The organism is Alteromonas marina (assembly GCF_000808575.1).
Taxonomy (GTDB): Bacteria; Pseudomonadota; Gammaproteobacteria; order Enterobacterales; family Alteromonadaceae; genus Alteromonas; species Alteromonas marina_A.
This window is the reverse complement of record NZ_JWLW01000014.1, coordinates 58,731-74,766: the sequence shown is the minus strand read 5'-3', so window position 1 is coordinate 74,766 and position 16,036 is coordinate 58,731. Positions and strand designations below refer to the sequence as shown.

At 44.5% G+C, this 16,036-nt stretch carries 11 protein-coding genes; 4 read left to right on the top strand and 7 right to left on the bottom strand.

Translation table 11 applies throughout. The features are described from left to right. Window positions 1–50: 50 nt before the first annotated feature. On the bottom strand, window positions 51–686 hold the full coding sequence (locus RJ41_RS09005) for a hypothetical protein (RefSeq protein ID WP_039219567.1): 636 nt from the start codon (window positions 684–686) through the stop codon (window positions 51–53). A 375-nt stretch (window positions 687–1,061) separates the two neighbouring features. Then, window positions 1,062–3,458: a TonB-dependent receptor gene (locus RJ41_RS09000; protein ID WP_039219746.1), complete on the bottom strand. Its 2,397-nt coding sequence runs from the start codon at window positions 3,456–3,458 to the stop codon at window positions 1,062–1,064. 400 nt (window positions 3,459–3,858) lie between these two features. Here RJ41_RS09000 and RJ41_RS08995 point away from each other — a divergent pair, with 400 nt between their 5' ends. Beyond that, the gene (locus RJ41_RS08995; protein ID WP_039219565.1) at window positions 3,859–4,803 is read left to right on the top strand and encodes a DMT family transporter; all 945 of its coding nucleotides are present in this window, start codon (window positions 3,859–3,861) and stop codon (window positions 4,801–4,803) included. Window positions 4,804–4,822: 19 nt separating this feature from the next. Here RJ41_RS08995 and RJ41_RS08990 read toward each other — a convergent pair whose 3' ends face one another. From RJ41_RS08990 to RJ41_RS08980, 3 genes are all read right to left on the bottom strand, one after another. Continuing rightward, window positions 4,823–5,530 (bottom strand): substrate-binding periplasmic protein, encoded by a 708-nt coding sequence (locus RJ41_RS08990; RefSeq protein WP_240485766.1) that lies wholly within the window; start codon window positions 5,528–5,530, stop codon window positions 4,823–4,825. An 80-nt stretch (window positions 5,531–5,610) separates the two neighbouring features. Next, the gene (locus RJ41_RS08985; RefSeq protein WP_039219561.1) at window positions 5,611–8,490 is read right to left on the bottom strand and encodes an ATP-binding protein; all 2,880 of its coding nucleotides are present in this window, start codon (window positions 8,488–8,490) and stop codon (window positions 5,611–5,613) included. Beyond that, complete coding sequence (locus RJ41_RS08980; RefSeq protein WP_039219559.1) at window positions 8,490–9,668, bottom strand: ABC transporter substrate-binding protein; 1,179 nt, start codon at window positions 9,666–9,668, stop codon at window positions 8,490–8,492. Before RJ41_RS08980 ends, RJ41_RS08985 begins: the two co-directional genes overlap by 1 nt. A 318-nt stretch (window positions 9,669–9,986) precedes the next feature. Here RJ41_RS08980 and RJ41_RS08975 point away from each other — a divergent pair, with 318 nt between their 5' ends. Beyond that, the gene (locus tag RJ41_RS08975; RefSeq protein WP_039219557.1) at window positions 9,987–10,490 is read left to right on the top strand and encodes a 3'-5' exonuclease; all 504 of its coding nucleotides are present in this window, start codon (window positions 9,987–9,989) and stop codon (window positions 10,488–10,490) included. Window positions 10,491–10,629: 139 nt separating this feature from the next. On the opposite strand, the gene RJ41_RS08970 is transcribed toward RJ41_RS08975, so the two are convergent. Next, a complete protein-coding gene (locus RJ41_RS08970) occupies window positions 10,630–11,100 on the bottom strand; it encodes a hypothetical protein (RefSeq protein WP_039219554.1) in 471 nt (156 codons plus the stop codon). A gap of 240 nt (window positions 11,101–11,340) precedes the next feature. Next, window positions 11,341–12,486, bottom strand: coding sequence for a methionine adenosyltransferase (metK, locus tag RJ41_RS08965; RefSeq protein ID WP_014948382.1), 1,146 nt, complete (start codon window positions 12,484–12,486; stop codon window positions 11,341–11,343). Window positions 12,487–12,913: 427 nt separating this feature from the next. Here metK and tkt point away from each other — a divergent pair, with 427 nt between their 5' ends. Beyond that, window positions 12,914–14,905, top strand: a complete 1,992-nt coding sequence (gene tkt, locus RJ41_RS08960; RefSeq protein WP_039219551.1) for a transketolase — start codon at window positions 12,914–12,916, stop codon at window positions 14,903–14,905. 18 nt (window positions 14,906–14,923) lie between these two features. Beyond that, the gene (epd, locus tag RJ41_RS08955) at window positions 14,924–15,934 is read left to right on the top strand and encodes an erythrose-4-phosphate dehydrogenase (protein WP_039219548.1); all 1,011 of its coding nucleotides are present in this window, start codon (window positions 14,924–14,926) and stop codon (window positions 15,932–15,934) included. The last annotated feature ends 102 nt before the right edge of the window (window positions 15,935–16,036 follow it).

The window sequence follows — 16,036 nt, the reverse complement described above, 5'->3', positions numbered from 1 at the left end:
AGTAGTTAATATTTTTACGTGCATTTGTATTTACTGAGATTTCTAGATACTCACAGCTCTGTAGAATTAAACATATAGTTTGGCAGCAAGCATATGTTTTTTTCTTTTACATTCCCGTGAATGTTCTCATAGCTCACTTTAACATGCATGTTTGAAAGCAGGGTACGTATTCTCTCCACTCTACCTGACGGTACTTTATCTGTGTTAGAAGGTTTAAACTCAAAAAAGGTTATTTCTTCATCAACGGATAATGGTCGTGGCATATCGATATTGTTATAAATACAATCGTACACGGAGCTATCAAAGGTGAAGGCTTTGAGTAAATCGTCAATAAGTTTGGCATCATCATGAGGGGCCGTAATATCACCTAGGCTCAATGTTACGCTTTTGATTATAGCAATATTTGGCCCTGCATTTTTGAATCTGAAAGCGTTGTAGCCGTCCTCTGTGTATCCGTCATCTATGAAAACATGACAGTTATCTCTCGCATAGTTAAGAGACATCATTTTCCACGCGATAAATATCGTTATAGATGTAGCAAAAAGAGAAAGTCCAGTAGCTATAAACAGTGGTTTGGTGGAAGCTAACTCCGCCAATATGTAAGAGATTCCAGAAACTAAAAAAATACAGGTTAATAATAAAATTGTGAATCGTAATGCCTGTTCAATCAGCGATGAATCTCTCATTAGTTCCCTTTTGACAAAGTTATTGACCTAAATTTCAGCTCAATCCTTGAGTAATCGTCATTAGTAAGAAGTTGCTATCGTCATCGAAATACTATCTTAGATTACATGCTTTTGTCACACGGCTTGTAACACATTGTAAGCTAGACATTAGATAATTGCTTGATAATATGAGCAGAAGAATCAACCATACATGGCTTACGGCCAACTCCACTCTTTTCTTAGCTAGCTTTTCAAAACGCACTTATAGTGCCGCTTTTCTTTGAAGCTTTTTCCTAAAGTCGGTGAAAGCTATTCCTGTAGCAGCTGACGGCTATTCATATCGAGGTGAAGCCTCTACCTGAAAGTAAACCCTCAGGCAGAGACATTTATCGCTCGTTACTGGAAGAAGTAACGGAAAGTTGCGCCTACTGTACGTGGCTGGTTCACCGTAAACCCAAGCCGAGCTCGTCCACCACGTTCTCTATCAAAGGATAGCTGCGCGTTTTCGTCGAACAGGTTGTTTGCATACAGCAATATTTCATAGTCATCGTAGGTGAGACCAAAGCTCATATTAAGCGTACCGTAGTCGTCTAACAACAAGTCTAATTCCGTTGTTTCTGCGCCAGTGGCACCGCCAAAGGCAAGGCCTGAAGTGAATATACCTGCGCCTGCAACTTGGTCACTAGGCTGGGTTATACGATCACCCACGTACTGGTAAGAGCCTTGGAAATAGGTGCTGTTTGACGAGAATAAAGGCTGCGCTAAATCGTAGGTAAATGCGATGGCAAAGCTCTCTTCAGGTACTGAAGCTAAGCGGTTACCGTCTTCTACGCCACCTAGTACCGCACCATCACCATCAACAACGGTTGAATCGAACTCGGCTTCAATGATGCTACCCGTTAATGAGAAAAAGAGCTGGTCAGTAAACTGACGCGTAAGCTCAAATTCAATACCTTGGGTGTGGGCGTCAGGCACGTTAAATGATACACGTGAAGAGCAAGAACCAGCATCCAATGTAACCTGAAGATCTTCAATATCGTTATAGAAAGCCGAGATGTTAGCTGACCATCCACGACCTGATGATTTCATACCGATCTCATAGTTGGTGAGCTTTTCATCGTCATAGTCTTGGAACGAACCAAAGATGGCTTCATCTTGGTCGGTACACAGGCTTCTATTTAGCGGGTCATTTACACCGCCAAGTCTAAATCCTTGAGACACCTGAGCATTTAAGTTCACGTTTTCGTTTACGCTATACTGGCCGATAACGCGAGAAGTAAAGCCATCTGATTCTGTAGAATCGGTCTGGTTGTCGCCGTTGGCAAATAAGCCCCCAGAGATAAACTGACGCTCTTCTTCATAATCGTAAAAACGAGAGCCCACGGTCATTTTAAAGTCATCGTTCACTTGATAGTTCACTTCACCAAACACAGCAAGCTGCTTCAAGTCGTACGGTAAATAGGCGTTGTAGGGAGAATCAGCTTCAAAACCGTTGGCAACCGCTGCTGACGTGCCTTCACCTAAGGTAGCATCGGTAAATGCGTCGTACCCAGGGGTAGGGAGTGATTGGTCGTAAACACGCTCTGTAGAAGAGTAGAAAGCGCCAACTAGCCAGTCTAGCGCGCCATCGCCATTGGATGCGGCGCGAAGCTCAAAGGTATCTTGCTCTACTTCAGTTCTGTCTAATAAGTTCGACGGTAATAGTACGGCTTCATCAGGAAAACCTAAGTCGATACTTACGGAGCCTGAAAGCGCACTGGCATCACGACTTACAAGAATATCGCGGTCGGTATAGCTATAAACAAAGGTAAAATCAGCAACGTCAGCTTGATATTCAGCAGTTACGTCAGCAATCAAGGTATCGTCAGAGAAGCCTTCTTCAAGCAGCAGGTACTGTTCTCGTTCACCCAGTTGAATAGCTGGGCGGGTCGTTGTGTAAGGGTTAGCAAACACGTTATACACTTCCTGCCTGTTAAACCCGTTCATTTCCAATTCTTGGAAGATAAGTCGTGGCGTAATGGTGAGCTTATCGTTGGGAGCAATAACAAACGCTACGCGTCCGCCAGTTCTATCGCCGTCGTTAACGTCTTCGCTAAACGCGCCGTTTTCACCTAACGCATCTATAAAGCCTGCGTAATCAGTGCGGTATACCACCGCGCGCATGGCAATGGTGTCGGAAATAGGTACGTTTACCATGCCCTTAACGTGACCGCCCACACCGCCGTCTGTCACGCTATTAAGGTTAGCTTCAAACTTACCTTCAAAGGTGTCGAGCTCGGGCTGGTTGGTGATGTAGCGAAGGGTTCCGCCGATAGAGCCAGATCCAAAAAGCGTGCCTTGCGGACCGCGTAGGGTTTCGATGCGGTTAAGATCGAAAAGGTCGAGATCTGGAGTAAATAGAGACAGCGAGATCACGCTTTCATCAAGGTATACGCCGACCTGCTCTTTAACGCCAGGCTGGTCTCGTACAATTTGACCCGCTGAGACGCCACGCATAGATACTTGGCTTTGGCCTGGCCCTAAGTTTTGAATAGAGACGCTCGCCACGTTTCTTGCGACGTCTTCTAAGTTTCCTGCACCGCTGCGTTCAAAGTCTCGCTGCGTTTGTGCGTTGATTGAAAAAGGAATGTCTTCAATGGATTCTGCGCGCTTTGTTGCGGTTACTATGATCTGCTCAAAGTCATCGTCATTCTTTTGCTGTGTGTCCTGCGCCATTGCACCGGAGCTAAGCAACCCCATTACCGCAACGCTAAGTGTGCTTCGTCTAAACGACGATTTTACTATTTTAACCATAAGTCTATCCAGGTTGGTTGTTTCTATTTTGTTATCAGGCAAGGGCGTAATGTGGCAAAAAATTGCATTCATTTCTAGCTGTAATGAAATAAATATTTCAACTTTAGTCTAGTAGGTTTGATTTCATCTCTTGGTGTTAGCTGTATGTTAATTTCAGCGTGCGTCGAATGTGCGTCTAAAAGGTCAAAAGAAGCGTCTATCTGGCTAATTACAAAAGCAATAATCTACGTATCATCTTTATGAAAGTGGTGTTGACCCTAAGAGCAAAAATGACTGAGTGATAAAAGCAAGCGGCAGCAATCGGTTTATATCAGCGTCACAGTAAAAGCTGATGGGTTAAGTGGAAAGTACAACGTGAAAGCATTGTTCAACAGTTAAAGCTAAGAAGGTGAGTAATAAAGTGGAGAAAGCAGTGAATACAAGCGATGTAGTAAAAGGGGTCTTAGCAATTGTTATAGCAAGCTTTCTGTGGGGGACAACAGGCACTGCCGCTCAGTTCGCTCCAGAAATCAGTCCTTTGGCAATCGGTGCCTTTGCAATGGGTATAGGCGGTGTATTGCTTTGTGTTAGTGCCCGAAAATCACTGGTAAAGGATGCACCTATTCTTTTTTCTACACCACTGACCTTTCTGTTTGGCAGTGCATGTGTTGCAATTTATCCGCTGGCCTTCTACAGCTCAATGCGTTTGTCAGGCGTTGCCATAGGCACCGTGGTTTCTATCGCCAGTGCACCACTATTCGCTGCGCTTTTAGAGTACTTTTTAAGTAAAAAGCCCGTGTCTTTAAAATGGTTTATTAGTTTTGTGTTTGGTGCGTTTGGGATTGGCATGTTATCCATGGGGAAGGCACACGACGCAATGGCGTTGTCAGCATCTAAAGATGATCAGGTGTTCGGCGTTCTATTGGGTTTAATTGCAGGTTTAACTTACGCGGGGTACTCATGGTCCGCGAAGCAACACATTGACGCTGGCGCAAATTCAAAATCTGCCATGGCGGGACTTTTCGGTTGCGCTGCAGTTGCGCTGTTGCCTTCCCTCTGGTTTACCGGTCAAAACTTGTTTGCTAATACTACCCACATTAGCGTTTCACTCTATATGGCTGTGGTTCCAATGTTTCTTGGTTATTTACTATTTGGCTATGGTCTTCGCACTACCGAAGCGAGTAAAGCTACGCTTATTACGTTAATCGAGCCACTGGTTGCGACACTTTTCGCTATTTTTCTAATTGGTGAAGTATTCAAGCCGTTGGGATGGGGTGGCATGACGCTGGTGTGTCTTTGCCTTTTAATCCAATCGATAAGACTTCCATTCGCTGTAAAACGCTATGGCAAAAAAGCAACGGCGTAATGTTGAAACCGCGTGTGGCTTATAATGAAAAGTCAGAATACTTGTTAAGTATTCTATCAATTTGACCCGTTTGTTTTAATTCAGCAATGGCGCGGTTAATGGCGGGAAGCTTATCTTTATGTCTATTGTGAAGACGCAAAGCCATTTTGCCTGCGGTATGGATGGGCCCTAAGGCAATGTTTATGTCGTGAATTGAAGACCAGTAACGGGCCGATGCCTCCTCCATTATGATGACATCTATCCGTTTCGCGCCTAGGGCTGAGATAAGGTTGTTCTCGGCTTGAAAATCCATTCTGACGAACTTATCAGAATCAAAATACACATAGCCGGAAATCATTCCTACGGTTTCACCATAGATAGAGGTAACAGTAGGGTATCGACTATGATTTTCAGGCAGAGTAATAAAATATTCTGTGATATCTATAAGGGTGTCTGAAAAAGTAAAGTCACCCGCAGGCTCATCTTTAGACAGCCAGCTTGGACTGAAGAAGTCGAAATCAAGGTCGCCTGTTTTAAATGCAAGCATGGCGCGTTTGGTAGACAGCATGACTTTCTCTGTCTTGATATCAGCTCTATCCATAATTAGTGGAAGTATTTCAACTAAAATACCGGCCCTGTCTTCGTCGACAGCATTTTCGTATGGAATAGAATTACCTGATGTTCCAAGGTTGTACCGCAATATTTCATCGGCAGTGGCGGTATCACTAAAAAGCGAAACATTTACCAATAAACTTATCGAAAAAACTCTTTTTATGAGAGGTGTTAATCTTGCTAAAGCATACATTCACGATGTCCCGCTACAATAGGTTAATGAACTGCGTTTTCTTCACTATTTCTTTCAAAACTTGCCCAATGCTCGATTTTATCAATAAGGTCAACAGCTTCAAAAGGCTTGCTTAAGTAGTCGTCCATTCCCGCGTTTACACAGCGCTCTTTATCACCCTTCATGGCATTGGCGGTTAGTGCGATGATAGGTACATTTAAGTAGCGTTCTCCGGCTTCACCATTTCTGATACGCCTGGTGGCTTCAAAGCCATCCATTTCTGGCATTTGGCAGTCCATAAGAATGACATCAAAAGTTACCTTCATTTTATTTAATGCTTCTAATGCCTCTAAGCCAGATTTAGCACTCAGTGTTGTATGGTTGTTCAAGTGCTGCTTTACGATAACCTGGTTAATATCATTATCTTCGACAATCAGAACCTTACGTTTTTTACCCTTTTCTCGTGTCAGCGCTGATGCGTAGTGAACTGGCTTCAGCAAAGCCTCGTCAGCAGGTTCGAGGGATATGGTGAATGAGAAGGTACTGCCGTGTCCTTTTGCACTTTCAAGCTTTATATTACCACCCATAAGTTCGCAAAGCTGTTTGCTTATTGATAAGCCAAGGCCAGTGCCACCAAACTTGCGAGTAGTTGACAGATCTTCTTGCGTGAAAACTTCGAAAATGGTGCCTTGTTTATCCTCAGCAATACCTATTCCGGTATCTTTAACGCTACATAATAGATTAAGGCTATCATCTGCGTTTTGCTTAATACTTGTGGTTACTTCAATGTAGCCTGAATCGGTGAACTTCACGGCGTTACCCAGTAAGTTCGACAAAATCTGTCTGAAGCGTACGTCATCACCCTGAACTACGTGGAAACCTTGTAAATCAAAGTGGAAGTGCAGTTCAAGGCCTTTCTCTTGGCACATAATGGCGTACTGACTTTGAAGGTTCTCAAGTGACTCTAGAATGTCGAATGGGTTTTCTTCAATTTGTAGCTGGCCGGCCTCAATTTTTGAAAAATCCAAAATATCGTTAACGATATGCAATAGGCCTTGAATGCTAAATTTGGCTAATGAAAGATAATGTTTTTGCTCTTCAGCCAAATCAGAGTTTGCTAATAGCTGTAAAACGCCAGAAATCCCGTGAATTGGAGTGCGTATCTCATGGCTCATACTCGCCAAAAAGCTCGATTTCAGGCGCGCAGATTCCTCGGCTTTCTCTCTAGCATCTTGTAGGTATTGTTCAGTTTGACGTTGCTGCGTAACATCTTGCTGAAAACCGATATAGTGAGTTACTTCGCCATTGGTTTTAACCGGTGTTAGATTTAGCCTATTGTAGAATAGACTGCCGTCTTTTTTATAGTTAATGAGGGTGGTTTCTATAGGCTCGCGGGTTGCTATGGCTTTTCGTATTTGTTCGACTGTTTGCTTATTGGTTTCATCGCCTTGCATGTTGCGACAATTATGACCAATCATTTCACCACGCTTGTAGCCGGTTAATTCTTCAAACGCGCTATTTACATAAATAATTGGCTGACCGACTCGTTTAACGTCAGAAATAATAATCGAAACCGTTGCTTCATCCATCGCATGGGTGAGCACGTTGAGATGGCTTTCTAACGCGCGCTGTTCGGTAACATCACTTCCTACATATATGTTGCCACGAATATTACCCTTAGCATCGGCTAAAGATGCTTTCGTCCATCGAATGTAACGCTCTTTGCCAGTGGTTACTGAAAAATGCGTAAGCTCTTCGCTCTGCTTCTCTGCTAGCTTTCGTACTATCAGTTTTAGGATTGAATTTTTTTCGCCGTATTGGTCTTCGCAAAAACCTTCGAAGCGCTTATTTGCAAGCAGGATTTCCTGATTCGGGTCGACTACCACCAGCATATCGCCCATCGACTCCAGTACATTCGAAAATTGTTCGTTGGACAGCGATACTTCTGTTAAGTCCCAAATAAGCTTATCAAAAGCGGCTCTGATGTCTGCCAGCTCCTTGGCCTCTATTGGCTGGTCATTTTGAAGAGACGCTGCTTTTTTACTGGTAAGTTGATTTTTAATATCCTTGTAAAGCTTTGAAAGCGTGCGCTCTGCCAAGGTGCCGGTCATACGCACCATATGCAATATGATGAAGATAAACCCCACGATCATTGAAACTAAAACGATGCCTGTCCAAGCCATCTCTCTGTATGCAGTAATCGTTGGTTTTACGCTGTATAACTGCAAGTTCTTCCAACTCGTTTGCTTGATAGAATAGCCACTTTGGTTAAAGTTTGAAAACTTTGAACTTGGAGCAATGAGTGAGGGCTCACTGCTAAAAAGAACATTTCCGTTAGCATCAGTCACTAACTGATTTGTGAGGCGTGGATAAGGCGCAAGTAATGATTGAAGGCTGTCAACGTACATCACAAGGGCACCTTCAGAGACGCCGTTTAGTAAGACAGGAACGCTAATGACTACGCCATACTGTGATACAGAAGAAAACGTATTCGATGAACCTAAGGTTTGCTGGCGCCACGCATTACTTAACGACTCAGGAAGCGCCGCACTCCAATTTTTATCAATAACCTTCTTTCCAGCAAAATCAAACAGCGCAAATTCAACACTCTTTGCTTGGGTAAGATTCAAAGAGCGAAAAAACATAGAAAGGTAGTTGTCCCGCTGTTCTATATCTACCAGCGAATTGATGATGATGTCGTTAGCTGCTAAATCTGCTAGCTGACGTGTTGTATCACTAACAATGAAATTGATGTCTTGCTCCAACCCTTTCACTGATTGCTGTTGGAGGTGGTCAGTTTGCTTAACGATAAAATGAAAAGATAGCGCAAACAGCGTGATGGAAAGTACTGTGATTAACAATGCCAGCCTAGGGATCATGCTGGATAGCAATAGAGAACGTAGTCTCATATGTTCTTGCTGCATTATTTATCGCCTACTGTGACCAAGTGGCCTTTATCATTAAATTTTGTCATAAAATAATCCTTTGACCAAAGCGCATCATGCCGTTCTTTTGTAAATGGGGCTTTGTAGTATTTAACTGCACCCTGGATGTTTTCAAGTGATTCGAGGGCGCTACGCAACGCGTCAACACTTGTACTACCTGCTTTATCGGCAGCAATGGCAATTAAGTGAATTAAATCATACGCATGCGCTAAGCCTGTGACTCCATCAATGGCTACAGCATCGATTAACCCATATTTATTGTAGTAGGCTTCTAAAAGCTGTTTAGCCTTGTTATTTTTTTGATGGTCGAAGTGAAACGTTTGAAGGACGGAAATATCGTACTCGCTAATTGGGTTAGCTAATTGAGATGCAAACTGACCTGAAGCAATACCCCAATGGGAAGCGACCGGAAGCGAACTCAACCCTTGCTCAGCCAATGCGTCGACGACAACCGTACCTTCAGGTACGTTAGTGACCAATATAACACCGTCAGCTTTTGAATCTTTAATTGCAGCGGCATCTTCGGAAAAATCTTTTTGCTGCCAATTTATCCAGTGAGTTGCACTGATATTTATGCCATGTACTTGCGCAGCTTGGGTTAACGATTCTAGATTAGAGCGACCCCAGCCTGTGCGTTCAAGCACCAAAGCAATGTTAGACAGCCCCCTGGTTTTTACATAGTCAATAAGTACCGATGCAGCTTCAGCGTCACGAACTGAAACTCGAAAAACATTATTAGGGAAGTGCTGGTTATCAATAATTGGTGTGCCAGCGGCCCACGGTACCAGCATTAGCACATTCTTGGCATGTAAAATATCTATTTCGGCTAGCACTACAGGGGTATGAACTCCACCAACTACGGCTAGCAAGTTGGGCATTTGGGCGAACTGTTCAATATTGAATATGCCGCGAGCCGGGTTACCTCGATGGTCTTTGGTCATCACTTTAAGCTTACGCCCGAGAATCCCGCCCTTTTCGTTAATTTCTTCTACGGCTAGCTCGACGCCTCGAGTAATAGCAATACCTCCCTCGACCGCTACCGCTGAAAGGTCGGCATCTATACCTATAATTAAAGGTGCTTGGTTGTTGTCAGCTAGGCATGAATTTAAGAGAGAAAAAAAGCAGAAGAGCGCTGATAGAAAAAGATTTGCACGCATGGGGTAGTCACCTGATTGATTACCCTAAAAGTGTATAGCAATGCGCTCAGCGTTTTGCCATTTACGTATTATCCTTTAGTATAAATTTGCGCTTTTTATAAACAGTTTCTCTTTTTTGACACCGTATTCAGTTTAGTCGAGTAGATAGTAATGTGGCACGATTCTGCTATTGCGTTAGAAATATACAGTTGAGTGGTTGTTATGTGAGGGGGCTAAAATTGCGCCCTAAACGGTTGTTTAGAAAATCTTTCTGTACCTATGTGAAAGGTATCTTCTTTTACTGACACACATTAATGAAAACAGTAGTTTGGAGTATAAGTGCGAAATACAACACTGCCGACAATAATAGATGTGGAAGCAAGTGGTTTTGGGGCAGCGAGTTATCCTATAGAGATTGGCATTGTGCGCTATGATGGTGCAAAGTGGTGCAAATTGCTTAGACCATTTGCCTCTTGGGTGCATTGGGACTCGCAGGCTGAGTCGCTACATGGCATTTCTCAGCAAATGCTGCAAGCACGAGGTGAGGACCCTTATAAAGTGTGTGTTGAGCTTAATAACTTTCTAGGAAACACTATAGTATACAGCGACGGATGGGTAGTGGATAACCCTTGGCTGATTAAACTTTACGCTGCAGCGAACGTTGACATGTCTTTCACCTGTCGCGCTCTTGAATATATTTTAACTGAGCCTCAAATGGAAAGATGGCATGATGTAAAAAACAGTCTCGTAGCCGAGCATAATGTTAAGCGCCATAGAGCAAGTTCAGATGCGATGATTATTCAACAAACTTATGCGAAAACCATTGAACTCACGCAAGGGTAATACCAAATCGCATAGATAGATACTTACTCAGAAAGTGCAGGAGCATTTCTTAGGAAAGGTTGTGAATGCAGGATTGGCTTTAATTAACTCGGGCAGCAAGTGTATGACGAGTTTTGTTAGCGGGAAGCTAACATGTTCATCAGAACAGGTAGTTCACCCCCAAAGAAAGGGCCATGTTTTCTTCTTCCCCAACTTGCCTATGTTCAAGTTCTACCGCCATGTTTAAACCCTCGCTTTTGCCAAGCAGCCAGCCCAACCGAGTAAAAGTACCTACATCATGAGGTAAATAAAGCCACTCTGCGTAATGCTGAAAGGCGGTATTGTTGGTTTTGTACGTTGCATAGACCTTTTGCGGAACCCAAGTGTTAAACCGCCGGCTGGCGCTAAACATACCTTGAGACCCCGCTGGGTAGGTATAACTGTTGTCGTATAGATAAGTTTCGGTTGTAGATTGAATGCGGTACATACTATTTATCTGCCACCGCGCTATTTTTTTGCTTTTGAATTGGATAGGACTGTAGTGGGGAGCATTCATTTCCGCGAGCACGGGGGAAGCCGCCATAGACGCAGCCAAAGTAAGTGCCAGAAGAATTCCAGTAACCACATTCATGGAAGAGCCCAAGTTGTTGTTATCATGGCTTGTAAACAACCAGAAACTACAAGCGATAGTGTGTTCGTTATTTAAGCATAGCTGCAAAAAATAAATGATGAAAATATTCTTTGCTGTTTTTTATTTGTTTCGTTGATTTTGCTAGCCAAATAAAAAACGCCGCTAGTTTATACTAACACTTTTTTGCAAAGCGTTATAAAAACTGAGCGGCGTATTTAAAAGCGTTATTTGGTTGTCGAATTAAATCGATGCTTTTAACGCTTCTGCTTTATCTGTTGCTTCCCATGGAAATTCGTCACGACCAAAGTGACCGTAAGCAGCCGTTGGGCGGTAAATAGGGCGCTCAAGGTCTAGCATTTGAATAAGTCCATACGGGCGTAGGTCGAAATGTTCACGGACCAGTGCTACTAACGTTTTCTCATCTACCACACCTGTACCAAAGGTATCGATACTGATAGACGTTGGCTCTGCCACACCGATTGCATAAGACACTTGGATTTCGCAACGCTTGGCAAGACCTGCTGCAACAATGTTCTTAGCAACGTAACGACCCGCGTATGCTGCACTGCGGTCTACTTTTGATGGATCTTTACCAGAGAATGCACCACCGCCGTGACGGGCCATACCACCGTAAGTATCAACAATGATTTTACGACCTGTTAAGCCGCAGTCGCCCATTGGACCACCGATAACGAATCGTCCCGTTGGGTTAATGTGAAAGCGTGTATTTCCATCAATCCATTCACTAGGCAGCACTGGCTTAATAATTTCTTCCATTACCGCTTCGCGAACTGTTTCAGTGCTCACTGAATCACAGTGCTGGGTTGAAAGCACAACCGCGTCGATGCCAACAGGCTTGTCGTTTTCATATTTGAAAGTAATTTGGCTTTTAGCATCTGGGCGTAACCAGTCTAGCTTACCAGATTTACGCACTTCGGCTTGTTTTTGAACAAGGCGGTGAGAGTACGTGATCGGCGCAGGCATTAGTACGTCAGTTTCGTCGCTAGCGTAGCCAAACATTAGACCTTGGTCACCCGCACCTTGTTCTTCAAGGCTTGCACGGTCAACACCTTGATTGATGTCAGGTGACTGTTTGCCAATAGCATTTAATACCGCACATGAATCAGCGTCGAAGCCCATATCTGAGTGCGTGTAGCCAATTTCTTTAACTGTTTTTCGGGTAAGCTCTTCAATATCTACCCATGCAGAGGTAGTTACTTCACCACCCACCAAAACCATACCGGTTTTTACATACGTTTCGCAGGCCACCCGAGCGCGAGGATCTTGTTCTAAAATAGCGTCAAGAACCGCATCTGAGATCTGATCAGCAATTTTGTCCGGATGTCCTTCAGACACTGACTCGGATGTGAATAAATGCGTGGCCATAAATGCTCCGTAAGCGTTAAATTATCAAAATAGTCGTATATTGTACTAAAACAAGTTATAAATACCAGTCTTTACTTCTAGACGTCTAAAAGTCTCTTCGTTACGAATAGTTGACACAACCCGATCACTAATGGGGTTATCCAGGACGAAATTGGTAAAGCGAATGATGTACTAGTAAAACCAGACGTTAGATATAACCGTTTTTGATGTATTGGGAATACGTGATGGATAAGGTATAGACCATTTTTTACTAAGACTTTCACTATTGGCAATCAAAACCCATTGAACTGTAAGGTGGCATAGGTAAGAATAACGCCACATTCATTCGTATAAAGAAGTAGAGCGAACGCCTTACCTCTACGCTCGTCTAGCTTGCCTAGCCCGCTAAGATACGAAACAAAAGATACAAAATAAATCAGGAGACAACATGCCCTCTCGTCGTGAACTCGCCAATGCAATCCGTGCATTAAGCATGGATGCCGTTCAACAAGCTAAATCTGGTCACCCAGGTGCCCCAATGGGGATGGCTGATATCGCACAGGTACTATGGGGTGATTTCTTATCACACAACCCTGCAAACCCATCTTGGGCTAACCGCGATCGCTTTGTGCTTTCAAATGGTCACGGCTCGATGCTGTTGTACTCTCTTCTTCACCTTTCGGGCTACGAACTGCCAATAGAAGAATTAAAGAACTTCCGCCAATTGCATTCAAAAACGCCAGGCCATCCTGAGTACGGTTATGCGCCAGGTGTTGAAACGACCACTGGCCCACTAGGCCAAGGTATCAGTAATGCTGTGGGTATGGCGCTTGCCGAGAAAGTGCTAGCGGCACAATTCAACAAAGATGGTCACAATATTGTTGACCACCACACCTACGCATTCTTAGGCGATGGCTGCTTGATGGAAGGTATCTCACACGAGACATGTTCACTAGCCGGCACACTAGGCCTTGGTAAGCTTATCGCGTTTTGGGATGACAACGGCATTTCAATTGATGGCGAAGTAGAAGGCTGGTTCACTGACGATACACCAGCACGCTTTAAGAGCTACGGTTGGGAAGTGATCGATGGCGTTGACGGTCACGATGCAGAGCAAGTAAAAGCCGCTATTGAAAAGGCGCAAGCGAACACCGCGCAGCCTACGCTTATTTGTTGTAAAACCACTATTGGCTTCGGCTCGCCTAATAAAGAAGGTACCGAGTCTTGTCACGGTGCACCACTAGGTGAAGATGAAATTGTAGCCACTCGCGAAAAGCTTGGCTGGAGCCATGGCGCGTTCGAAATTCCAGACGATATTTACGCGGGTTGGGATGCTAAAGAGAAAGGTTCAAACGCGGAGAGCGCGTGGGATGACGCTTTCGCGGCATACGAAGCCGCTTACCCAGAGCTTGCGGCAGAGTTCAAACGCCGCGTAAATGGCGAGTTGCCAGCAGATTTCAGCGAAAAAGCAGATGCAATTATTGCTGAGCTTCAAGCTAACCCACAAAATATTGCTTCACGTAAAGCGTCGCAAAATGCACTAAACGCATTTGGTCCACTACTTCCTGAGCTATTAGGCGGCTCTGCTGACCTTGCTGGTTCTAACCTTACTATTTGGGAAGGCAGCAAAGGCGTTGAAGCGAACGATGCGTCAGGTAACTACATTTATTACGGTGTACGTGAGTTTGGTATGTCTGCCATGATGAATGGTATTGCCCTTCACGGTGGCTTTAAGGCATACGGTGCAACCTTCCTAATGTTCATGGAATATGCACGCAATGCGGTACGTATGGCAGCGCTAATGAAGCAGCCTGCAATTTTCGTTTACACCCACGATTCAATTGGTCTAGGTGAAGACGGCCCAACACACCAGCCAGTAGAGCAGGTGGTTGCGCTACGTGCAACGCCTAATCTTGATAACTGGCGTCCTTGTGATCAGGTTGAGTCTGCTGTGTCGTGGAAGTCTGCTATTGAGCGCACTGACGGCCCAACAACACTAATCTTCACACGCCAAGGCTTAGCACAGCAAGAAAGAACGGCTCAACAAGTTGCAGATATCGCTAAAGGCGGTTACGTACTTAAAGACTGTGAAGGTACGCCAGAGCTTATTCTTATTGGTACCGGTTCTGAGGTTCAGCTAGCCGTTGAAGCCGCAGCGAAACTGACCGAGCAAGGCAAAGCCGTTCGCGTGGTGTCTATGCCATCAACTGATGTATTTGACCGTCAGTCTGCTGACTACCGTGAAAGTGTACTACCTTCTAGCGTAGTTAAACGCGTAGCGGTTGAAGCCTTGTCTAAAGATAGCTGGTACAAGTACGTTGGCTTTAATGGTGCTATCGTAGGCATGGACACCTTTGGTGAATCTGCACCTGCGGGCGACCTGTTCAAGCACTTCAACATTACCACTGACGCTGTAGTAGAGGCTGCACTGTCTCTGTAAGAGGTAATAGATAAGCCTATGGTAAATATTGCCATAAATGGGTTTGGTCGTATTGGTCGTAACGTGTTGCGCGCGCTGTATGAAAGTGGGCGCAACAACGAATTTAACGTGGTGGCCATTAACGACATTGCTAAACCCGAAGGCATAGCACATTTACTTAAATACGACACCGCCCACGGGCGGTTCCGTTTTGATGTGGCCTTAGAAAATAACACGCTTAATGTCGCAGGTGACGATATTACGCTGCTTGCGGTAAACGATATTAAAGACCTACCCTGGAAAGACTTAGGCGTTGATATTGTGCTTGAGTGTACGGGCAAGTTTGATGACAGAGCATCGGGGCAAGCACATTTAGATGCAGGCGCTGGCAAAGTGCTTTTCTCGTCACCCGGGTCACCAGATTTAGACAATACGGTCATTTTCGGAACCAACGAAGACACGTTGACCAGTGAACAAAAATTAGTCTCCAACGGCTCTTGCACCACAAACTGCATTGTTCCTGTTATCCAAGCGCTAGACGCTGCGTTCGGTGTTGAAAGTGGTACGATCACAACCATTCACGCGTCTATGCACGACCAGCAAGTTATCGACGCCTATCACGAAGATTTGCGCAGAACCCGTGCTGCAAGTCAGTCGATTATTCCCGTTGATACCCGACTTGCTGCCGGTATAGAGCGCATTCTGCCTAAGTTTGCGGGAAAATTCGAAGCCATTGCGGTTCGAGTGCCAACTATCAATGTTACTGCCATGGATTTGAGTGTAACGCTTCAATCTAAGGTAACGATTGAGCAAGTGAACCAAGCCCTTCGCAATGCAAAAGCGGGGCGTTTACAGGGCATTTTGGACTACACCGAAGAGCCTTTGGTGTCGGTAGATTTCAATCACGACCCTCACTCGTGTATTGTAGATGGCACACAAACAAGAGTCAGTCACAAACAACTGGTTAAAACACTAGTATGGTGTGACAACGAATGGGGTTTTGCAAACCGTATGCTCGATACCGCAAAAGTGATGTTCGACGCAAAATAAAGCATTGATGCTGCCAAGGGTTGGTAGCACCAGCCCGCGCAGCTTTCACAGTTAATTTGAGCGTGTCTTACCTTCAAAACACGCTCTACTGAATTTAAATTA